At 62.4% G+C, this 21,466-nt stretch carries 19 protein-coding genes; 7 read left to right on the top strand and 12 right to left on the bottom strand.

What is annotated here, in order from left to right:
- Positions 1–80 precede the first annotated feature (80 nt).
- The gene (locus J5N58_RS04880; RefSeq protein WP_112828785.1) at positions 81–479 is read left to right on the top strand and encodes a winged helix-turn-helix transcriptional regulator; all 399 of its coding nucleotides are present in this window, start codon (positions 81–83) and stop codon (positions 477–479) included.
- A 71-nt stretch (positions 480–550) separates the two neighbouring features.
- Here J5N58_RS04880 and J5N58_RS04875 read toward each other — a convergent pair whose 3' ends face one another.
- Complete coding sequence (locus J5N58_RS04875) at positions 551–1,924, bottom strand: GH1 family beta-glucosidase (RefSeq protein ID WP_244709906.1); 1,374 nt, start codon at positions 1,922–1,924, stop codon at positions 551–553.
- A gap of 202 nt (positions 1,925–2,126) precedes the next feature.
- Complete coding sequence (locus J5N58_RS04870; protein ID WP_112828787.1) at positions 2,127–3,302, bottom strand: Gfo/Idh/MocA family protein; 1,176 nt, start codon at positions 3,300–3,302, stop codon at positions 2,127–2,129.
- Positions 3,303–3,509: 207 nt separating this feature from the next.
- Between J5N58_RS04870 and J5N58_RS04865 the strand changes: the two genes are divergently transcribed.
- Positions 3,510–4,145, top strand: coding sequence for a CatB-related O-acetyltransferase (locus J5N58_RS04865; RefSeq protein ID WP_244709904.1), 636 nt, complete (start codon positions 3,510–3,512; stop codon positions 4,143–4,145).
- Positions 4,146–4,150: 5 nt separating this feature from the next.
- Here the strand turns inward: J5N58_RS04865 and J5N58_RS04860 are convergent, their stop codons facing one another.
- The 4 genes from J5N58_RS04860 to J5N58_RS04845 all read right to left on the bottom strand — a co-directional run bounded on the left by J5N58_RS04860 (position 4,151) and on the right by J5N58_RS04845 (position 8,959).
- A complete protein-coding gene (locus J5N58_RS04860; RefSeq protein ID WP_112828789.1) occupies positions 4,151–5,203 on the bottom strand; it encodes a sugar phosphate isomerase/epimerase family protein in 1,053 nt (350 codons plus the stop codon).
- Positions 5,204–5,333: 130 nt separating this feature from the next.
- Entirely contained in the window at positions 5,334–6,278 is a 945-nt protein-coding gene (locus J5N58_RS04855; protein ID WP_113442353.1) for a substrate-binding domain-containing protein, read from the bottom strand.
- A 66-nt stretch (positions 6,279–6,344) separates the two neighbouring features.
- Positions 6,345–7,355 (bottom strand): ABC transporter permease, encoded by a 1,011-nt coding sequence (locus J5N58_RS04850; RefSeq protein WP_113442355.1) that lies wholly within the window; start codon positions 7,353–7,355, stop codon positions 6,345–6,347.
- A 74-nt stretch (positions 7,356–7,429) separates the two neighbouring features.
- Positions 7,430–8,959 carry a sugar ABC transporter ATP-binding protein gene (locus tag J5N58_RS04845; RefSeq protein WP_113442357.1) on the bottom strand — a complete coding sequence of 510 codons (1,530 nt, stop codon included), beginning with the start codon at positions 8,957–8,959 and terminating at the stop codon, positions 7,430–7,432.
- A gap of 181 nt (positions 8,960–9,140) precedes the next feature.
- Between J5N58_RS04845 and J5N58_RS04840 the strand changes: the two genes are divergently transcribed.
- From J5N58_RS04840 to greA, 3 genes are all read left to right on the top strand, one after another.
- Positions 9,141–10,160: a LacI family DNA-binding transcriptional regulator gene (locus J5N58_RS04840; RefSeq protein ID WP_112828829.1), complete on the top strand. Its 1,020-nt coding sequence runs from the start codon at positions 9,141–9,143 to the stop codon at positions 10,158–10,160.
- A gap of 150 nt (positions 10,161–10,310) precedes the next feature.
- Positions 10,311–10,934 carry a LysE family translocator gene (locus tag J5N58_RS04835; protein WP_244710101.1) on the top strand — a complete coding sequence of 208 codons (624 nt, stop codon included), beginning with the start codon at positions 10,311–10,313 and terminating at the stop codon, positions 10,932–10,934.
- A 132-nt stretch (positions 10,935–11,066) separates the two neighbouring features.
- Positions 11,067–11,549: a transcription elongation factor GreA gene (gene greA, locus J5N58_RS04830; RefSeq protein ID WP_112828793.1), complete on the top strand. Its 483-nt coding sequence runs from the start codon at positions 11,067–11,069 to the stop codon at positions 11,547–11,549.
- Positions 11,550–11,633: 84 nt separating this feature from the next.
- On the opposite strand, the gene J5N58_RS04825 is transcribed toward greA, so the two are convergent.
- Positions 11,634–12,506, bottom strand: a complete 873-nt coding sequence (locus J5N58_RS04825; RefSeq protein ID WP_112829366.1) for an aldo/keto reductase family oxidoreductase — start codon at positions 12,504–12,506, stop codon at positions 11,634–11,636.
- Positions 12,507–12,619: 113 nt separating this feature from the next.
- Here J5N58_RS04825 and J5N58_RS04820 point away from each other — a divergent pair, with 113 nt between their 5' ends.
- Positions 12,620–13,531: a LysR family transcriptional regulator gene (locus J5N58_RS04820; RefSeq protein ID WP_244709901.1), complete on the top strand. Its 912-nt coding sequence runs from the start codon at positions 12,620–12,622 to the stop codon at positions 13,529–13,531.
- A 74-nt stretch (positions 13,532–13,605) separates the two neighbouring features.
- On the opposite strand, the gene xylA is transcribed toward J5N58_RS04820, so the two are convergent.
- The 5 genes from xylA to J5N58_RS04795 form a co-directional block, all read right to left on the bottom strand.
- Positions 13,606–14,916: a xylose isomerase gene (gene xylA, locus J5N58_RS04815; protein ID WP_113340780.1), complete on the bottom strand. Its 1,311-nt coding sequence runs from the start codon at positions 14,914–14,916 to the stop codon at positions 13,606–13,608.
- A gap of 185 nt (positions 14,917–15,101) precedes the next feature.
- Complete coding sequence (gene xylB / locus J5N58_RS04810; RefSeq protein ID WP_244709899.1) at positions 15,102–16,556, bottom strand: xylulokinase; 1,455 nt, start codon at positions 16,554–16,556, stop codon at positions 15,102–15,104.
- 24 nt (positions 16,557–16,580) lie between these two features.
- Positions 16,581–17,606, bottom strand: a complete 1,026-nt coding sequence (locus tag J5N58_RS04805; protein ID WP_113438067.1) for a LacI family DNA-binding transcriptional regulator — start codon at positions 17,604–17,606, stop codon at positions 16,581–16,583.
- Positions 17,607–17,762: 156 nt separating this feature from the next.
- Positions 17,763–19,352, bottom strand: a complete 1,590-nt coding sequence (locus tag J5N58_RS04800) for a DHA2 family efflux MFS transporter permease subunit (protein ID WP_113438068.1) — start codon at positions 19,350–19,352, stop codon at positions 17,763–17,765.
- 22 nt (positions 19,353–19,374) lie between these two features.
- Entirely contained in the window at positions 19,375–20,562 is a 1,188-nt protein-coding gene (locus J5N58_RS04795; RefSeq protein ID WP_113466467.1) for an HlyD family secretion protein, read from the bottom strand.
- Positions 20,563–20,700: 138 nt separating this feature from the next.
- Between J5N58_RS04795 and J5N58_RS04790 the strand changes: the two genes are divergently transcribed.
- Positions 20,701–21,396: a TetR/AcrR family transcriptional regulator gene (locus J5N58_RS04790; RefSeq protein ID WP_113447680.1), complete on the top strand. Its 696-nt coding sequence runs from the start codon at positions 20,701–20,703 to the stop codon at positions 21,394–21,396.
- The last annotated feature ends 70 nt before the right edge of the window (positions 21,397–21,466 follow it).

The raw sequence follows: 21,466 nt of genomic DNA, 5'->3' as shown, positions 1-21,466 counted from the left end.
AGTAACCAGGCTCAAATAGGTAACTTGAAAAGACGCACAAGAAGGCACATTTTTGATACCAGTTTGATTAGAGGAAACGGATGCACAGCCACTTCGATCCCGCCAAGTGCCAGACGGTCAGCGAGATACTGTCGCGCATCGGCGACAAATGGAGTGTGCTCATCATCATGAAGCTCGGCTCCGGCCCGTCGCGTTTCAGCGATCTGAAACGTTCCGTTGTCGGCATCTCCCAGCGTATGCTGACGCTCACCCTGCGTGCGCTCGAGCGTGACGGCCTCGTCAGCCGCACTGTTCATCCGACCGTTCCGCCAAGTGTCGTCTACGAACTCACCGACCTCGGTCGCTCCTTGTCGAAGCCGATAGAAGCCATGGGTGGATGGGTTTTCTGCAATCACGAAAAGATCCACGAGGCGCGCGCGGAATTCGATAGCCGCTACGCCGCGTCGGATGAGAATTCGGCAGAGCTACACAAGCCATAGCCCCAAATGGAAACCAGCCGGACTGCAAAGGCAATCCGGCTGGAACAACTCACGGGAAAGGCAGCCGGTTCTCAGCCTGCCTGATGATTGCCCCTCGGAAACTGGGCCGCGAGTTCGCTGTACCACTTGCCGCTCTTCTTGATGGTGCGCGCCTGCGTATCGTAGTCGACATGCACGAGGCCGAAGCGCATGCGATAGCCTTCCGCCCACTCGAAATTATCCATCAGGCTCCAGGCGAAATATCCCGACATCGGGAAGCCGTCCTTCAGGAGATCGGCGACAATACCGATGTGCTCGATATAGTAGTCGAGACGCGGCTGGTCATCGACCTCGCCGTTTTCGACTTCCATGTTGTAGCAGGCGCCATTCTCGGTGATGTAGCAGACAGGCAGATCGTAGCGCTTGTAAAGACCCTCGACCAGCGACTTCAGCGCCGGCGCATAGACTTCCCAGCCGATATCCGTCTTCACCTTGGAAACCGGCGGCGCGCCCGTGGTCGCCGGGAATTCCGCGCCGGGCGTAGGATCGTCGGCGACCCGCATCGGCGTGTAGTAGTTGAGACCCCACCAGTCGAGCTTCTGGTTGATGATCGCCATGTCGCCGTCCTCGATCGTCGGCATGCGGTCGCCGAGCGCCGACATGAACTGGCCCGGATATTCCCCCTTGACGATGGGATCGAAGAACACGCCGTTGTGGAACTGGAAGGCCCGCTCGGCCGCAGCCTTGTCCGCTGCGCTGTCGGAAGCCGCGATCACCTCATGGGCGTTGAGCACGATGCCGGCCGGCACCTGCGGCGCCACCTGCCGGATGGCGTCGATGCCGAGGCCGTGGGCGAGATTGGTGTAGTGCAATGCATGAAGGGCCGCATCCATGTTCTTTTCGCCGGGAGCATGAATGCCGTAGAGATGCGAAAGCCAGACCGAACACCAGGGTTCGTTGAAGGTCGCAACCGCATCCAGCCGGTCGCCGAGACGGGCCATGACGATCTTGGCATAGCGCTGGAAGGCATAGGCCGTGCTGCGCGCGGTCCAGCCACCGTCGCCCATCAGCGCAAGCGGCAGATCCCAGTGATAAAGCGTGGCGAAGGCCTTGATGCCGCGCACCTTCAGCCCATCGAGCAGCCTGTCGTAGAAATCGAGCCCGGCCTCGTTGATGCGGCCCGTGCCATCGGGGATGATCCGCGGCCATGCGATCGAGAAGCGATAGGCGGAAACCCCCATCTCCTTCATCATGTCGAGATCCTGTTCCCACAGGTGATAGTGGTCGCAGGCGACATCGCCGTTGTGACGGCCGTAGACGCGGCCCGGCATGTTGCAGAAGGCGTCCCAGATGGACGGCTTGCGGCCATCCTCCTTCGAGGCGCCTTCGATCTGGAAGGAAGCGGTGGCGACACCGAATACGAAATCGCCGGGAAAGCGGTCGGCAAGGCTCTTCGGATCGATCATCTGGTCACTCGTTTTTCCTGATGCGCCGGACGGTATGGACGGATTTTCCGCCGGCACGTTGAATTTGGCCGCGGGCGGTTTAGACCAAAGTAGCCTCATGGTACAAGCCGCAAGGCCCGTTTTCTGCAACGTTTCAGGAGTTACGACCGATAAAAATCCGAAAAAGTGCAGCGGCGAATGCGTTTCACCGCTGCATCACCCGTCAGAGGGAGACCCAGGCCCCGTCCTTCTTCGATGAAGCCACGCAGGCCTCGACAAAGGCGACGCCCTTCACGCCATCGTCGATGGTCGGATAAACCACGGCCGGATCGACCGGCTTGCCTGCCTTGAAGGCGGCAATCGCAAGGGCTGCCTCGGAATAGATCGTGGCGAAGGCTTCGAGATAGCCCTCGGGATGACCGCCCGGAATGCGGCTGACGCGGGTCGCCGCCGCACCGGCTCCCGCACCGTTACGGGTAACCAGACGCTTCTGTTCGCCGAACGGCGTGAACCACAGATAGTTCGGATTTTCCTGCTGCCATTCGAGGCCGCCCTTCGTGCCGTAGACGCGAAGCTTCAGCGCATTTTCGTTGCCCGGAGCGACCTGGCTGCACCACAGCATGCCCTTGGCACCACCCTCGAAACGCAGGAGGACATGGCCGTTGTCGTCGACCCGGCGCCCCTCGACGAAACTGTCGAGATCGGCGGCAAGGCTCTTCAACGTGAGACCGGTGACGAAGGACGCGAGGTTGAAGGCATGCGTGCCGATGTCGCCGGTCGCGCCGCCGACGCCCGACTGTTTGGGATCGGTGCGCCAGACGGCCTGCTTGGCGCCGGTCTGCTCCACCGCTTCCGTCAGCCAGTCCTGCGCATATTCGACCTGTACGACGCGAAGGTCGCCCAGCGCGCCGGAAGCGACCATCTCGCGCGCCTGCCGCACCATCGGATAGCCGGTGTAGTTGTGGGTCAGGATGAACAGCGCCTTCGATGCCTCGGCCGCCGCCTTCAGTTTCTTTGCGTCATCGAGGTTCGATGTCAGCGGCTTGTCGCAAATGACGTGGATGCCGCGTTCCAGAAAGGCCTTCGCCGCCGGATAGTGCATGTGGTTCGGCGTGACGATGGAAACGGCCTCGATGCCATCGGGGCGTTTCGCTTCCTTCTCCGCCATCTCCTCGAACGAACCGTAGCAGCGCTCGGGATCGAGCCCGAGATCGCGCCCCGAAGCGATCGACTTTTCTGCCGTCGAGGAAAGCGCGCCCGCAACGAGTTCGAAGTGATCGTCGAGACGCGCCGCCATACGATGCACACCGCCGATGAATGCGCCCTGTCCGCCGCCCACCATGCCGAGCCGGATACGCTTTCCACCTGCCTGCTCCGCTTTGCCTGCTTCGATCGTCATGAAGTTTCTCCCTTGATTTTGTTTCCATTCTTGCGGGCGACGGGCTGGATTTGCGGTTTTCCCGACGCTAGATTATTGTTGCGCAAAAGAAGGACGCCCTGACAGTGACCTTTTGAAGACCCGTCTCGCGAGAGACGAAAGCATCGCCGCCGCCCGCCTCGACCGGGGCCCTCGGCTTGTGACAATGCTCGAACAGGTCTTCGCACCATGCCCCTTCTCAATCCCGATCTCGCCTATCCCATCACGCTTGCCGACGGAACGCCTTACCGGCAGACCATGTACCTCAAGAACGTCATCGATCACCCGCGGATCGACGTCGGCGACTTCAGCTATTTCAGTCACTCCGCAGCGGCGGAAGAAACCGCCGGCCTGCTTGCCCCTTATCTTTATCCGGCCAGCAAGGAGAAGCTGGTTATCGGCAGGTACGTTCAGATCGCCCGCGGCGCGTTCTTCATCACATCCTCGGCCAATCATCCCATGGCGGGCTTCACCACCTATCCGTTCCGCATCTTCCGGCAGGAGACGATCAACGGCTACGACGGCCTGCCGGTCAAAGACACGGTGGTCGGCCATGACGTCTGGATCGGCCACAACGCCACGATCATGCCCGGCGTGACCATCGGCAACGGCGCCATCGTCGCTGCAGCATCCGTCGTCACGCGGGACGTCCCGCCCTTTGCTATCGTCGGCGGCAACCCTGCCTCGTTGATCCGGATGCGCTTCGATGAAGGGACAATTGCCAGCCTTCTCGACATCGCCTGGTGGGATTGGCCGGTAGACAGGATCGAGCGCAACCTCGCTGCCCTCGAAGGCTGCGATATCGCAGCCCTTCGGACGGCCTGACGGTATCACAAGCCCAGCATCCGACGGTTGGCGGCGTCGTCCGTGCCGCCGGCGGCAAAGTCGTCGAACGCCCGCTCCGTTACCCGGATGATGTGCGCCTTGACGAACTCGGCCCCTTCGCGGGCGCCGTCTTCCGGATGCTTCAGCGCGCATTCCCATTCCACCACGGCCCAGCCGTCGAAATCATTCGCCGCCATCTTCGAGAAGACCGCGCCGAAATCGACCTGACCGTCGCCCGGCGAGCGGAAGCGTCCGGCCCGGTTCACCCAGCCCTGATAACCGCCATAGACGCCCTGCCGGCCGGTCGGGTTGAATTCCGCGTCCTTGACATGGAACATCCTGATCCGGTCCTTGTAGATGTCGATATGGTCGAGATAGTCGAGGCATTGCAGCACGTAATGCGACGGGTCGTAGAGCATGTTGGCGCGGGGGTGGTTCTTCACCCGATCGAGGAACATCTCGAAGGTCACGCCGTCATGCAGGTCTTCGCCCGGATGGATTTCATAGGCGATATCGACGCCCTGCTCGTCGGCATAGTCGAGGATCGGCGCCCAGCGCTTCGCCAGTTCGTCGAAAGCCGTTTCCACCAGACCGGCCGGCCGTTGCGGCCACGGATAGAAATAGGGCCAGGCCAGCGCACCCGAAAATGTCGCATGCGCGTTGATCCCGAGATTGCGCGATGCCTTGATTGCAAATTTCACCTGCTCCACGGCCCAGGCCTGACGCGCCTTCGGATTGCCGCGCACCTCCGGAACGGCAAACCCGTCGAACGCCTCGTCATAGGCCGGGTGCACGGCGACGAGCTGCCCCTGAAGATGGGTGGTAAGCTCGGTGATCTCAACGCCGTTCTGTCGGGCGATCCCGGCCAGTTCGTCGCAATAGTCCTTCGATTCCGCCGCCTTCTTCAGATCGATCAGCTGGCTCGCCCAGGCCGGTATCTGCACCCCGAGATAGCCCTTTTCGGCCGCCCATTTGGTGATCGCATCCCAGGAATTGAACGGCGCTGCATCACCGGCAAACTGACCAAGAAAAATACCCGGACCCTTAATCGTTTTCATCATTATCCTCCCTGAAACACTTACTGCAACGTTACCGTAACGAGTAACCGACCTGACACGCCTGTCAACGGCGGACCTGAACTCTGCCCGACAATCTTTCGGGCAGAGCATGTTCTGTGAGGCTGAAAGCTCAGAACGGGGAATCGGGGAAGTAATAGTTCTTCGCGTTTTCCGGAGTGACCAGCGTCGCATCGAGCGTATAGGTGCCGTGGACCGGAACCTGGTCGTAGATCGCAGCCGCCGTCAGTTCCATGGCGGTGCCCACCATCGACGGCGGATAGAGAACGTCGACCGGGATCATCTTGTCGCCGTCCATGACCTTCTTAATCATGTCCTTCGAACCGGCGCCGCCGATGACGTATTTGATGTCGGTACGCTTGGCCTGTTCGATGGCCTGCAACACGCCGACGGCCATGTCGTCGTCCTGGCACCAGACCACGTCGATCTTCGGATACTTCGTCAGATAGTCCTGCATGACCTTGAAGGCGTCGTCGCGGTTCCAGTTGCCGAACTGGCGGTCGAGAACCTTGACGTTCGAACCGGCGATGGCCTTGTCGAAGCCGTCCTGGCGCTGCTGGTCGATCGGGATCGGCAGGCCGCGGATGACAACGACTTCGGCATCGGGCGTATTTTCCTTGATGTACTGCCCGGCGACTTCGCCGAGCGCCGGGTTGTTGCCGGCGACATAGAGGTCACGCACGGAATTGTCGTTGACGGAGGGCGCACGGTCGACGATCGAAACGAAGGTGCCCTTGCCCTTCACTTCCTTGATGGCGTTGACCAGCGGGTCCGGATCGGTCGGCAGGATGACCAGCGCATCGATGCCCTGAACCTCGAGGTCCTGCAGCGCATTGGCCTGGGTCGCCGGGTCCGGCGAGGTCTTGACCACGACCTTGAGACCCGGATGCTCCTTCATCAGGAGTTCGGCGACGCGGTTGGCATGATAGACGACGCCGGCGGTCCAGCCATGGTCGGCGGCCGGAATGGAAACGCCGATCGTCTTGGTTTCCTGTGCCTGGGCGAGGCTCATCATCGCCGTCATGGCCAGCGCCACACCCATCAGTTTCTTGTACATGTTGGTTCCTCCCGAAGTTTCAGGGTCTTGAGACATGCGCCGGGCGACCCCTAAAGCCCGGCAGCCTCACGATTTGCGCGTCAGCGAGCGCTGGACGAGCATCGCGATGATGATGATCGAGCCCTGGATGGCGCCGATCAGATATTCGCTGATGAAATTGGACAGCAGCATGATGTTGCCGACCAGTTCGAGAATGAAAGCGCCGCAGATCGTGCCCCAGACACGCCCTGCCCCGCCCTTGAGCGCCGTACCGCCGACGACCACGGCCGTGATCGCCTGCAGTTCCCAGAGGATGCCCGTCGTCGCAGAGGTCGAGCCGAGGCGCGGCACGTAGAGCAGCACTGCAATCGCGACGCAGAGCCCCTGGATGACGAAGGCGATGGTGCGCACCCGGTCGACGGCAATCCCGGAATAGCGGGCGACATCGCGGTTGGAACCGACGGCCACCACATGCCGGCCGTAGCGCGTGCGATAGAGGATGAAGGCAGCGATCGCCGTCACCAGGAGGATCACCAGGATCGGCACGGGAATGCCGAGGATCGAACCGAAATAGACGGGACGGTAGAGCGCCTGCTGCTGCGGCGAACTGAGCGTAATCGCTCCGCCCTGCGACAGCCAGGTGGTCAGCCCTCGATAGATGCCCATGGTGCCGAGCGTGGCGATGAAGGGTTCGATCCGCCCGACGGTGGTGATGAGGCCGTTGGCAAGACCGCAGAGGCCGCCGATCACGACGGCGAGCGCAACGGCTGCGGCCAGCATCAGCGCGGGATCGGCGATGGCGCCGGAATTCATGAACAGGATCATCAGGCTCGCCACGAAGGCGACCATGGAACCGACCGAAAGATCCAGGTCGCCGGACGAGATGACGAAGGTGGCGCCGACCGCGATGATGGCGATGAAGGCGCTGCGGGTGGCGACATTGGCAAGGTTGGTGAGGCCGATGAAGTTCGGATTGACCAGCGCGCCGATCACCAGAAGCAGGGCCAGCGCCGCAAACGGCGCGATTGCCCTGAGGTCGACATCGCGCCAGCCCCGGCTTCGGGACCTGCGAGGATCGGTTTCGGTATTCATGCTCATGTCCAATTCAACCTCCCGGCCGACCGATACGGTCCTGCCCTGTTTCCTTCCCGCCGCCTTGCCGAAGCCGGGGCTCAGCCGGCGGCCTGCTGCTTCCTCAGCCCCGCGGCGTAGCGCATAATCATCTGCTCGGAGATTTCTTCGCCCTCCAGCATGCCGACCAGCCGCCCCTCCCGCATCACGGCAACCCTCGTGCAGAGCCCGATCACCTCCGGCATCTCGGAGGAGACGACGATGATCGAGCGCCCCTCCCGGGCAAGAGCTGCGATGAAATGATAGATCTGCTGCTTGGTGCCGACATCGATGCCGCGGGTCGGCTCATCGATGATGATGACGTCAGGCTCCGTTTCCATGATCTTGGCGAGCAAGAGCTTCTGCTGGTTGCCGCCCGACATCCGCCCGACTTTCACCCGGTCGTCGCGGACGCGGATATCGAAGCGACGTTTCGCCCGCGCCATCGCCTTCGCCTCGCTGGCAGGATCGAGATAGCCATGCGTCACATGCCGATCGATCGACTGCAGCGTCAGGTTCGCCGTCATGCCTTCCCCGAGCAGCAGGCCCTTTCCCTTGCGGTCCTTGGTCATGTAGGCGAGGCCACGGCGGTTCGCCTCGCGGAAGTCATGCGGCGGCAGCGGCTCGCCCTTCAGCACGACCTCGCCGGAAAGCCGTGGACGCAGCCCCGCAATCGCCTCCATCAGCTCCGAGCGGCCCGAGCCGATCAGACCGGAGAAGCCGAGAACCTCGCCCTTGCGCAGTTCGAAACCGGCATTCTTTACATAGCCGGTATTGAGACCGCTCACCGACAGAACGACGTCCTCGTCCACATCGGGCTCCTCCTTCGAGGGATAGAGGCTCGACAGTTCGCGCCCCACCATGAGCTGCGCGATCGCCTCCCCGTCGAGCAGCGCCGTCGGCGCGGTCTTGATCCACTGCCCGTCGCGCAGCACCGTCACCCGGTCGGTGAGTTCCATCACCTCGTCCAGCTTGTGCGACACGAAAACGAAGCTGGTGCCCTTGGCGCGCAGTTTGCGCACCTGATCGAAGAGAATATCGGTTTCCTCGCGCGACAGCACCGCCGTCGGCTCGTCCATGAACACCACGCGCGCCTCGCGGCTGATCGCCTTGGCGATTTCCACCATCTGCTTGTCGGCAACCGCAAGCGAACTGATGAGCGCGTTTTCGTCGATATGGGAGCCGAGCAGATCCAGCACCCGGCGCGTCTCGCGGCGCATGTGACTGCGGTCGAGCACGCCGAAACGGGTAACCTCGCGCCCGAGAAACAGGCTCTCGGTGACGGTCAGATGATCGGCGAGATTGAATTCCTGGTGGATCAGCACGATGCCGAGCGCCTCGGCCGCGCCGTTCGCCGGTAGCGACACCGGCTGGCCATCGAGCAGGATGCGCCCAGAGGTCGGGCTTTCGAAACCGGAGAGGATCTTGACGAGCGTCGACTTGCCCGCGCCGTTTTCGCCGACCAGCGCATGAACCTCGCCCGGCAGCACGTCGAAATCGACGCTGAAAAGCACCTGAACCTCGCCGAAAGACTTCGAGATGCGCTCGGCCGCAAGCACAGGCGTGCGCGGCTCCTCCCCTACCAGTGTCATGCAATCCTCCCGGCGGCTCCTCAACCGCTTGTGCTGAATTGTGTAAACCTTTACATCGGCCATGTAAAGGTTTACATCCTCCCTCAATTGGGGATTATTTCATCGCCCTCCGCTTTCGCGGTTGCAAGAAGCCCCCGAAGGCCGCAAGCCATTCAAAACCCACGCAAACGGGACCATGGCCGTGTCGAATTCCCAGCCCGCAACGATCGAGGATGTCGCCCGTCTGGCGGAAGTCTCCATCGCGACGGTCAGCCGGGCGATCCACACGCCGGAAAAGGTGGCGAAATCCACCCGTCAGCGCGTCAACCAGGCGATTGCGATCACCGGCTACACGACCAATGCCATGGCCCGCAGCCTGCGCATGGGTCGCTCCAACATGATTCTCGTTCTGGCGCCCGATATCGGCGACCCGAACTTTTCCAGCATTCTGATCGGCCTTGAGAACGAGGCACGCGCCCATGGCTTCGGCGTGCTGATCGGCCACACCCAGAACGACCCCGAACGCGGGCTCGAATATTTGAAATTCCTGAATTCCGGTCAGGCTGCCGGCCTGCTGCTCTTTACCGGCCACGAACCCTTCGGCCATCAGGTGCTGACCGCCCGGCTGCCTCCCTCCGTGGCCGTCTTCGAGCCAGTCTTCGGCAGTTCCATTCCCTATGTCGGCGTCGACGACACTGCAGGTGCCCGCAAGGCTGCCGAATATCTGCTGGCCTCAGGCCATCGTTCCATCGCCTTCGTCGGCGACAGCAAGACCAAGCTCGGCCATGTGCGCCGGCGCAAAGGCTACGACCTCGCCCTCGATGCCGCCCGCATTCCACAGGAACAGCGTATGGTGCTCGACGGCGAAGGCTCGATCGAGAGCGGCAGGCTCGCCGTGGAGCAGCTTTTCATGCGCGACACCCTGCCCACGGCCTTCATGTGCGTGAACGACGCAACCGCCGTCGGCGTCATCAACGGGCTCGCCGCCCGTGGCTACGACCTGCCGCGCGACTTCTCGGTGATCGGTTTCGACGACGTGCCTCAGGCGACCTTTCTCAACCCGCCGCTTACCACCATCCGCCAGCCCCGCACGGCAATCGGCAAGCAGGCCATGGAGCTGCTGCTCGAAACGCTCGCCACACCGCTCACCGAAAAACGCGAAATCCTTATCATGCCGGACCTCATCGTCCGCGGATCGGTGACCGCACCGGGCAAGAGGTGAGGTGATCGACGGAAACCCCTGCCTCAGCTTCCCCTGCCTTTTTATCCGACAAACGCAGATCGGCCTTGTTTGCGGATCAATGTCCGTCGCTATAGTTCCGAAAACATGCGCATTTCCGCGAAAACCGCAATCGGAGTGAGCCCCTTGAATATGGAGCATCTTCACCATCTTATGCTCGTCTACGTCACCTATCTGATTGCAGTCGCCAGTCCCGGCCCGAGCAACATGGCCATCATGGGCGTCGCGATGAACCAGGGACGGACATCCGCCGTGGCTTTGGCGCTCGGCGTGCTGACGGGCAGCATGTTCTGGGCCACGCTGGCTGCCACCGGCATTTCCACCATCCTGGCGCGCTACGCCGAAGCCCTCTTCGCGATCAAGATCGCAGGCGGCATCTACCTCCTCTACCTCACGTACAAATCGGCGAAATCCGCCCTTTCGTCCGACGAGCCCCGCATGATGAGCGATACCACGGCGCAATGGACGACGCTTTATCGCAAGGGGCTCCTGCTGCACCTGACCAATCCGAAGTCAATTCTCGGATGGATCGCGATCATGTCCCTCGGCCTGCGTCCCGATGCCCCGGCCTACACCCTCGCCGCCATCGTCGGCGGCTGTGCCGTCATCGGATTTTCGGTCTTTATCGGTTACGCCCTGATGTTCTCGACCGCGCTCATGGGACGCGCCTACAGGAAATCCCGCAGATGGATCGAAGGCACGCTCGCCATGGTCTTCGGCTTTGCCGGTGTCCGCCTGCTGCTATCGAAAACCTGATCGCGCCGGCAACCAGCCGCTTGCGGCCGATTTGTCAGCCCGGCCGCGTTTGCCATATACTATGCGCCCACAGTCATTGGGACTGGAAGCCTGTGCGCGAAAAGACAACGCGCGGCGGAACGGAGTTCGAGATTGAGTGTAGCCTTCGTCAAGGAAGAGAGTGCCGAAACGGCCGCAGAAACCCTTTTGCCGGATCGGCCGATCTCGCCTCATCCAAACCTCGTGACGGAAGCGGGTCTGAAGGCTCTGGAGTTGCAGCTCCGGCAGGCCCGGGAGGCCTATGAAGCGGCAAGCGGCATCGAGGACGTGAACGAGAAGCGCAGGCAGACCGCCGGTCCCTTGCGCGATCTGCGCTATCTCACCGAACGGGTCCGCACGGCCCAGCTCGTGCCGCCGCCTGTTTCCACGGATATCGTCGCCTTTGGCGGCACGGTGACCTTCGAACGCGACGATGGCCGGGTGCAGACCTATCGTATCGTCGGAGAGGACGAAGCCGACCCCAAGGCCGGCTCCATCTCCTATGTCTCCCCGGTGGCCAGGCTTTTGATCGGCAAGGCCGTCGGCGATGTCGTGAGCATGAACGGCCAGGAGCTCGAAATCATCGCGATCGGGTGACGGCGGCGGTCGGGAGAATGCCCCTCGTTTCCGTCAACCTCGACCTGCGAGAGAAAGGACCGGCGCCTCCCTCCCCGGCGGATCTCAACCCGCCGAACCGATCCCGTCCAGTTCCGCCATCGCATCCGCGGGCAGATCGACATCGGCGACGGCGAGATTCTGCCGCAGATGGATGCGGGACGAGGTGCCGGGGATCAACAGGATGTTCGGCGACCGCTTCAGCAGCCAGGCGAGCGCCACCTGCATCGGCGTGAGGTCCAGCCTTCCCGCCACGTCGGACAAGGTCGAGGACTGCAACGGCGAGAAGCCACCAAGCGGGAAGAACGGCACATAGGCCGTCCCTTCGGCCGCCAGTTGCTCGATGAGGGCGTCGTCGCCGCGATGTGCAAGATTGTACTGGTTCTGCACGCAGACGATCTCGGTGATCTTGCGGCCGTCCGCCACCTGCCTGGCCGTGACGTTGGAAAGGCCGATATGCTTGACCAGTCCCTGCTGCTGCAACTCGGCAAGCACGGTCAAGGGTTCTTCGAGATCGCCCTCGACCGGTCCATGCACGTCGAACATCGCCCGCAGGTTTACGACGTCGAGCGCGTCGAGTCCCAGGTTCTTCAAATTGTCGTGCACGGCCCTGATAAGAGCCTCCCTCGAAAAGGCCGGGTTCCACGAGCCATCGTCACCGCGCACCGCGCCGACCTTGGTGACGATGACAAGGTGGTCAGCATAAGGGTGCAGAGCCTCGCGAATGATCTGGTTGGTGACATGCGGGCCGTAGAAATCGCTGGTGTCGATGTGGTCGACTCCGCTTTCGACCGCCTCGCGCAGGACGGCAATGGCCTCTGCCCGATCCTTCGGAGGACCGAAGACGCCGGGGCCAGCCAATTGCATGGCCCCGTAACCGAGACGTTTGACGGTGAGATTGCCCAGTTCGAAGCTGCCGGCTTTTGTCAGAGTGGCCATGTCGATTTCTCCTTTTGTGTGGTGGCGAATATGTACGGCACCCGCACTTTCAGGATAATGGGAGGCAATCCGGACAGGTCGTCCGAAAAACAGGACAATCATCAGGAGGCACGATGGTCGACGAACCCGAAATGAGCGATGTCAGCGCTTTTCTCGCGGTCGCCCGCGCCGGCGGATTTCGCGAGGCCGCCCGTCTGGGCAGCACCAGCGCCTCGGCATTGAGCGACGCAGTGCGCCGTTTGGAAGCCCGGCTCGGGGTACGCCTGCTCAACCGCACCACACGCGCCGTCGTGCCCACCGATGCCGGACGCGGGCTGATGGAGCGCATCGCCCCTGCCTTCGGTGAGATCGGAGCGGCATTGGAACATGTCAGGAGTTTCGATGGCCGGGCGGCCGGCACGCTGAGACTGAACGTGCCGGCCAGCGCCGCCAGAATGGTGCTGCCGGCGATCGTTCCCGGCTTCCTGGCCGCCTATCCCGACATCCGGCTGGAAATCGACACCGAGGAAAGCCTGATCGATGTGATAGCAGCCGGCTACGATGCCGGCATTCGTTATGACGAACGCCTGGCGCGGGATATGATCGCCGTCCCGATAGGGCCCCGCCTGCAGCGCTACGCCCTCGGCGCCTCTCCTGCATATCTGGAGGCACACGGCCATCCGCAGCATCCCCACGACCTGCTCGCGCACAACTGCATCCGCAGCCGCTTCGCCGGGCGCCCCATCATGCCGTGGGAGTTTGAGAAGGATGACGAGACGCTTGTGGTCGAGCCCAATGGGCAACTGATCGTGCAGGCAGGAGACGCAAGCGAACTCGGCATCCGCGCCGCCATATCGGGCGCGGGCATTTTTTCCCTGTTCGAAGACTGGCTGAAACCGTATTTCGACAGCGGCGAATTGCTGCCGGTGCTTGAGCCGTGGTGGCTCAGCTTCTCCGGCCCCTTCCTCTACTATCCGGAACGCCGCCTGATGCCGACACCGCTGCGCGCCTTCGTGGACTATATCAAGACCAATCGACCCGGCTGATACGGCAGGCCCTGTCAACGCAAAAGGCCGGGATACCTTCGCACCCCGGCCTGGCACTAAGTCAGAAACATCGATCAGACGTAGCGGTTGACCACGTTTTCCAGATATTCCTGGCGGCCGGAGCGCGGCTCGGGATTGATATCGGCCTTTTCGACATAGGCGGCGATCTCGTCGAGCGAATATTCGCCGCGCAGCATCTTCTGGGCCTCGGGGCTTTCCCAGCCGGCATAACGCTCCTCGAGCGGCTTCGACAGCGCACGATCCTCGATCATCTTCGCCGCCGCCTTCAGGCCGCGGGCGCAGCAATCCATGCCGCCGATATGACCATAGAGCAGATCGGCCGGATCGAGCGACTGGCGGCGGAGCTTGGCGTCGAAATTGGTACCGCCGGTGGTGAAACCGCCGCCTGCGAGAACATGGTAATAGGCGAGCGCCATTTCCGGCACATTGTTCGGGAACTGGTCGGTATCCCAGCCGGACTGGTAGTCGTTGCGGTTCATGTCGATCGAACCGAAGATGCCGAAGGCGTTCGCCATGGCAAGCTCATGCTCGAAGGAATGACCGGCAAGGATGGCGTGGCCCTGCTCGATATTGACCTTCACTTCCTTCTCCAGCCCGTTCTTCTGCAGGAAGGCATAGACGGTCGCGACATCGTAGTCGTACTGGTGCTTGGTCGGTTCCTGCGGCTTCGGCTCGATCAGGATCGTGCCCTTGAAACCGATCTTGTGCTTGTACTCGACGACGAGGTTGAGGAAGCGGCCAAGCTGGTCCAGTTCGCGCTTGAGGTCGGTGTTGAGCAGCGTCTCATAGCCCTCGCGGCCGCCCCAGAGAACGTAGTTTTCGCCGCCGAGCCGCATGGTGGCGTCAAGGCATGTCTTCACGGTTGCGGCGGAGAAGGCGAAGACGTCCGGATCGGGATTGGTCGCCGCACCGGCCATGAAACGGCGGTTGGAGAAGAGGTTTGCCGTGCCCCAGAGCAGCTTCACGCCGGTCTCGGACTGCTTCCTGGCGAAGTAGTCGACGATCTCGTTGAGGTTCTTGGTGTTCTCGGCGAAGTTCCGGCCTTCCGGACGCACGTCGGCATCGTGGAAGCAGTAGAACGGAACGCCGAGCAACTGGAAAAATTCGAAGGCGACATCCGCCTTCACCTTCGCCGCCTCCATGGTGTCGGAGAACCACGGGCGCTGGAAGGTCTGCCCGCCGAACGGATCGCCACCCGGCCATGTGAAGGTGTGCCAATAGGCGATGGCGAAGCGCAGATGGTCTTCCAGCCGCTTGCCGAGCACCACCTCGTCGGGATTGTAGTAGCGATAGGCCAGCGGATTGGTGCTGTCCGGCCCCTCGTATTTCACTTTCTGGATATCGCCGAAAAAGCCTGTGCTCATGAGTATTTCCTCCTGTTGAATGTAAAAGCCAAGTCCCCCTCCGCCTGCCGGCATCTCCCCCACAAGGGGGGAGAAAACGGGCGGAACCGTCATCGTCATTTGCAACGGCGGCCTAGAAGGCGACAGAGCCCCTCCCCCTTGTGGGGAGGGGTTGGGGAGGGGTTTCTTCCCTCCCGATAAGACGGTTATTGAGCCAACGGCCTGATCGCCGGATAAAGCGCCCGGTAGCGCCCATAGGCCTCCTCGTAGGCCCCGCCCAGCGCCGAAACCGGCTCGATGGTCTCGGCTGTCTCAGGCGCGGTGCAGACGGAAAGCGGGTCCGCACCGGTCGCAGCAATCAAGCCCAGACGGGCGGCACCGAAGGCCGCACCGAAATCGCCGTCCGCCGGAATGTCGACCGGAACGCCAAGTGCAGTCGCAATCGAGGCCAGCCAGTAGCGGGAGCGGGAACCGCCGCCGATTGCCGTTACCCGCCCGATCCGCGTTCCCGCCGATTTCAGCGCTTCCAGATTGTCGCGGATCGCAAAGGAGACGCCTTCGAGCACGGCCTGCGTCAGCACCGCCCGGCCGCTCTCATGGCCGAGACCGATGAAGGCGCCGCGGATCTTCGCGTCGTTATGCGGCGTGCGTTCGCCGGAGAGATAGGGAAGGAAGGTCACTCCCGACGGCGCCTTCAGCGTGTCGCCGAGTTCGGCGGTGAGTTCACCGGCGCCCTTGCCCGTCACCCCTGCATGCCAGTTCAGCGCATCGGTCGCCGAGAGAATGACGCCCATCTGATGCCAGGTAGCGGGCAGCGCGTGGCAGAAGGCGTGCACCGCGCTTTCCGGCTTCGGCAGGTAGGAACCGTTCGCGGCGAAAAGCACGCCCGACGTGCCGAGCGAGACGAAGGCCTGCCCCTCGGAAACCGTGCCCATGCCGCAGGCGGAAGCGGCGTTATCCCCCGCCCCGCCGGCCACCACCACGCCCGACCCCATGCCCCAGGCGGATGCAAGCCCGGCGCGCAAGGTTCCGCCGGCCTCCGTGCCTTCCACCAACGACGGCATCTGCCCTTCGCTAAGGCCCGTAGCCTCCAGCAGTTCGGACGACCATTTGCGCGCGCCCGTATCGAGCCAGGAGGTTCCGGCAGAATCCGACATCTCTGAAATGTATTCACCGGTCAGCCAGAGCCTGAGATAATCCTTGGGTAGCAGCACCTTCGCCACCTTCGCGAAGATCTCCGGTTCGTGCTTCGCCACCCAGACGAGCTTCGGCGCTGTAAACCCCGGAAAGACGATATTGCCGGTAATCTTGCGAAAGCGCGGATCGGCATCGAGCGCGGCGGCCTCCTCGAAGGAACGGGTGTCGTTCCACAGGATACAGGGACGCAGCACCTTGTCCGAAGCGTCGATCAGCGTCGCGCCATGCATCTGGCCGGAAAGGCCGATGCCCTTCACCGCCGCCAGTTCCTTCGGATGCTTTGCTTTCAGGCCGGCAATCGCCTCCTCCGTCGCCCTGATCCAGTGGGTAGGCTCCTGCTCCGACCAGCCTGAATGCGGCCGCGAAACGTCGAGCGCGCCGTTGGCGGAGCCGACGATCTTCTGATCCCTGTCGATCAGCAGCGCCTTAACGCCCGAGGTGCCGAGATCCAGTCCCAGATACATTGCGATCCTCCCTTATTCCCGCCGTTACGGCAGGTTGTCCTTCAAGAAAATGTCGATGCGGATGCGCTCCTGCGCCGCCAGCACATGGGAACCGTCGGCCTCTGCCTTCAGCACCCGGATGGCGCTGCGCACTTCATGCCCGGCATCCTGATTGAGAACGGCATCGACCAGCCCTTCGATGAGCCCCAGCCGCGTCGTCTCCGTCAGTTCATGGGCGATAACGGCGGGCCGGCGCTCGAATACCGTCTGCCGCAGCGCCTTGATGAGGCCGCGATTGCCGGCACCGAGACTGTAGATGCCGCGCACATCGCCATGCTCGCAGAAGAGATCGAGGAGCAACTGCTCGACGGTCGCCGGATCGTCACGTCCCTCGACGACATCGAGAAGCCTGAGATGCGGATAGCTCTCCGCCATCACCTGCCGGAAACCGTCCAGACGTTCCCGGTGGTCGCGCACCAGCATCGAACCGGCAAGAACCGCTATCGGCCCTGCCCTTTCTCCGGCAAAACGGCCGAGCAGACCCGCCGCCGTCCGGCCCGCGGCAATGTTGTCGATACCGGCATAGTGAACGCGCCGCGACGCCGGCAGATCGGAGACGAGCGTCACCACGGGGATGCCCGCATCCGCCAGCCGGTTGACGGCGGCGATGACTTCGGGCGCATCGACGGCGACCAGCGCGACGCCCGCCGGCTTCTCCCCGGCTGCCCTGTCGAGCGCCGCAACAAGGGGAGCGGTATCGAAGGCGGGCACTGCGAGAATGCGGATATCGGTCCGTTCGAGCGCCGAGCGCTGCATGGCGCTGCGCACCTCGGCCTCCATCAGGCGCATGAAGGAATTGTCGTTGGACGGCAGGATAAAGACGAGGGGATAAGTCCGCCCCTTCGCCAGATTGGCGGCGGCCATGTCGCGCACGAAACCGAGCGAGGCAATCGCCGCATCGACCTTCTCGCGGGTACGCGCGCTGACCCCCGGCCGACGGTTCAGCACCCGGTCGACGGTGGCAAGGCTGACGCCTGCTGCGGTCGCGATGTCATGGACTGTCGGCTTCATCGGCTCCTCCGGCCATGACTTCTAGCCGACGATTTGAGGTACGTAAATCAAAATTTGATGTACGTACCTCAGATTTCCTCCGGAAACACGAGGACCGCCGCCCGAAGGCGACGGTCCCGGCGGCGGTGGATAGGATGAAATCGGAAAGAAAACCCGTTAGTGGCCGCTTCCGGCGGGGGCTGCCGCACTCGGCTTCTTGATGAGAAGCGTCAGGAAAATCAGGCAGGAAAACAAAAGCGTCAGCCCCATGAACACGTCCATGAAGGACAAAAGCCACGACTGCTGGGTCACGACGCCGGAAAGCTTCTTGATTGCCGTCAGCGAGCCGTCGAGACCGTAGCTGTCGTAGTTGGCGCCGACGCTGGACAGCCAGTCGAGCGCTTCCGGATTGCTCCAGGTGACGTGTTCGGAGAGCCGGGCGTAATGCTCGTCGGAACGTTGTGTCAGCATGGTGTTGATGATCGCCAGACCGACCGCACCGCCAAGGTTACGGGTCAGGTTGAACAGGCCGGAAGCGTTCTTGATGCGATCAGGCGGCAGCGTTCCGAGCGCGATATTGTTGATCGGCACCATGCACAGCATGAGCGAGCAGCCGCGCAGGATCTGCGGCACCAGCAGTTCGTAGAAATCCCAGTCGGCCGTTACCCCGGTCATCAGGTAGGTGCCGAGTGCAAAACCTCCGAAGCCGACCATCATCATCACCCGTGGATCGAGCTTTGCCGAGAGCGCGCCGGCGACGGGTGCGGTGAAGAACATCGCCGCCCCGGAGACGAACATCGTCTCGCCGATCATCATCGAATCGTAACCGCGGATACGCCCGAGATAGAGCGGATAGAGATAGGTCAGCCCGTAGAGACCGACACCCATGATGAAGGAGAAAAGCGAGCCGAAGGCGAAGTTGCGATTGCTGAACGCCCTGAGGTCGACGACCGGGAAATCCACCTTGAAGACGCGGTAGAAGAATATCAGGCCCCCGATCACCATGGCGACGGTTCCCATGACGATATGCTCGTCGCCGAACCAGTCCTTGTTGTTGCCCTCTTCGAGAACGTATTCCATCGATCCGAGGAAGACCGCCATGGTCGCGAGCCCCCACCAGTCGAATTTCTTCAGCAGGCTGTAGTCGGGTTCGTCGAAGTCGATCAGGCTCCAGGTGACGGCGGTCACGATGATGCCGGGCACGACGTTAATCAGGAACAGCCAGTGCCAGGACATGGCGTGGCTGATATAGCCGCCGATGGTCGGTCCGATGGTCGGCGCCAGCGTCGCGACAAGACCGATGATCGGCGACACGATGGCGCGCTTCGACGGCGGAAAGATCGTAAAGGCCGCGGCAAACACCGACGGGATCATGCCGCCGCCGATGAAGCCCTGGATGGCGCGATAGATAATCATCTGCTCGATATTGGTGGCGGTCGCGGCCAGCGCGCTCGCCATGGTGAATCCCGCAGCCGAGAAAGCGAACAGCACCCGCGTCGAGACGATGCGGGCGAGCACGCCCGAAAGCGGGATCATGATGACTTCGGCGATCAAGTAGGAGGTCTGCACCCAGGCGACCTCGTCCGAACCGGCCCCGAGACCGGCCTGGATCTCGGCAAGCGAGGCGGAAACGATCTGGATATCGAGGATCGACATGAACATGCCGAACACCATCGCGAAGAACGCGACGATGCGTTTCGGGTCCATGCGCTCCGCTGCGGGCGCGGCAATCCCGCCACCCGCCGTTACCGTGCCTGCCGTTGCCATGATCGGACTTGCCTTTCTGCCGTCAGTTCGCGGCAAGCGCCGAACCGGCCGGCGCCGTGCGCGTATCGACGTCGACGACGACGCTGAGGCCCGCCCGCAAATGCCCTTCCTTCAGGGCATCTTCCGGCAGCGCGATGCGAACCGGAACGCGCTGGACAACCTTGGTGAAGTTGCCCGTAGCATTTTCGGCCGGAAGCATCGAGAAGACCGAGCCGGAAGCCGGAGCGATCGACCGGACAGTGCCCTCAAGCGGCTTGTCGCCATAGGCGTCGACATGGATGCTCACCTTGGAGCCCGGCACCAGATGCGCGATCTGGGTCTCCTTGAAGTTCGCCTCAATATAAAGATCTTGGACGGGCACCAGAGCCGCCAGACGCTTGCCGGTCGAAACGAGATCGCCGACCTGAACCGCGAGATTGCCGACGACACCGTCATAGGGCGCCTTGAGGACCGTGAAATCGAGATCGCGCTGGGCTTTTTCCAGCGACAGTTCCGCTGAGCGGATACTGGCTTCCGCCTCGGCGCGCTGCGCCTTCAATACGGCGATCTGGGCATCGGCGGATGCGATGCTGGCATCCGCAGCCGTGACATTGGCCTGCGCCTGCTCCAGCGAGGTCTTGGCGCTGTCGAGATCGGCGGTCGAAACCACCTTCTGCGCCTGCAGGCCGCTGACGCGCTTGAACGAGAGCTGGGCGAGGTCGAGGCTCGCCACCGCCGACTGTTTCTGCGCCTTTGCCTGTTCGAGGGTTGCTTCGCCGCCCTTGATCTGCGCGTCGATACGGTCGAGCGTCAAATGCTGGCTCTTCAGCGTTGCCGCGGCCTGATTGACGGCAATGCGATAGTCGCCGTCATCGAGAACGACGAGAGGATCGCCGGCCTTGACGATCTGGTTGTCCTTGACGGGAACGGACGCGATATAGCCCGAGACCTTCGGCGCGATGATCGCGATGTCGCCCTCGATATAGGCGTCCTCGGTCGAGACCATGAAACGGCCATCGGTCCACCAGTGGTAACCGTACCAGCCGGCGCCGCCGAGCAGAGCCAGCAGGATCACCGGCAGAACCGGGCTGCGACGCTTCTTTTCCTTCGCCGGGACAGCGGCAGCCGGCGCTCCGGCCGCGGTCACCTCCCGCGGCGCCTCGGCTACCGGCACCTGCTCTTCAACGCTTTCAACGGCGCGAACCGCGCCCGTCCTTTGAGACACTGTCATGAATATTGCCCGCTCGTATAACGAAATCGAACTGAACCGTTCGGTTCGATTGACATAAAGGCTTTTTTGTCACATATCAAGTGGCAATGGAGCCCGACGCAGTGTCTCGGGTTGAGTTTCGTTAATTTTTGGAGACCCATGGCCCGCCAACCCAAAAAGGTCACAGACAAAACCGTGATGGACGCCTCCTGTCCCTCCCCCTCTCCCAGCCGCTTTGCGGCCGGTGAGGACCCGGTGAAACGTGGCCAGATCCTGGATGGCGCCAAGCGTGTGTTCATGAAGTTGGGCTTCGACGCCGCAAGCATGAACGACGTCACCCGCGAAGCCGGCGTTTCCAAAGGCACGATCTACGTCTATTTCGACAGCAAGGAAGACCTCTTTGCGGCGCTCATCGAACGTGAAAAAGGCCGCCTCACCGAAACGCTCCGCGATATTCTCGCCGACAGCCACGACGTCGAAGACGGTCTGCGTCGCTTCGGCATCGCCTTTGCCCGGCAGATTCTGGTTGGAGACATGATACCTGCCATGCGCACGGTTCTCGGCGTGGTGGACCGCATGCCCGGCCTCTGCCGCCGCTTCCTGTCGGCTGCGCCGGCAAATGCCCGCACGGTTCTGGAGGCATTCCTGCGCCGCAAGATGGCTGAAGGGGCGCTCAAATCCGTGGACGAGGAGCTCGCCGCCCGGCAGTTCATCGATCTGGCGACCGGAACCTACTTCAAGCTCAAGCTGTTCAACGAGATCAAAACCGTCCCCGATCAGACGGAGATCGACCGCGTCGTGGACAGCGCCATCTATGTCTTCATGGCAGCCTACGGCCCGGATCGAACGACCTGAAGCCGCAACGGGGCAACTTTTTTCCGCGCAAGCCCTTGGCGGCCTTGTCCTCGGTGGAGCAATGCTCCAT

Origin of the sequence: Paenirhizobium cremeum, assembly GCF_022884085.1 — a bacterium.
Lineage (GTDB): Bacteria > Pseudomonadota > Alphaproteobacteria > Rhizobiales > Rhizobiaceae > Allorhizobium > Allorhizobium cremeum.
This window is presented reverse-complemented; position numbering and strand designations above follow the sequence as displayed.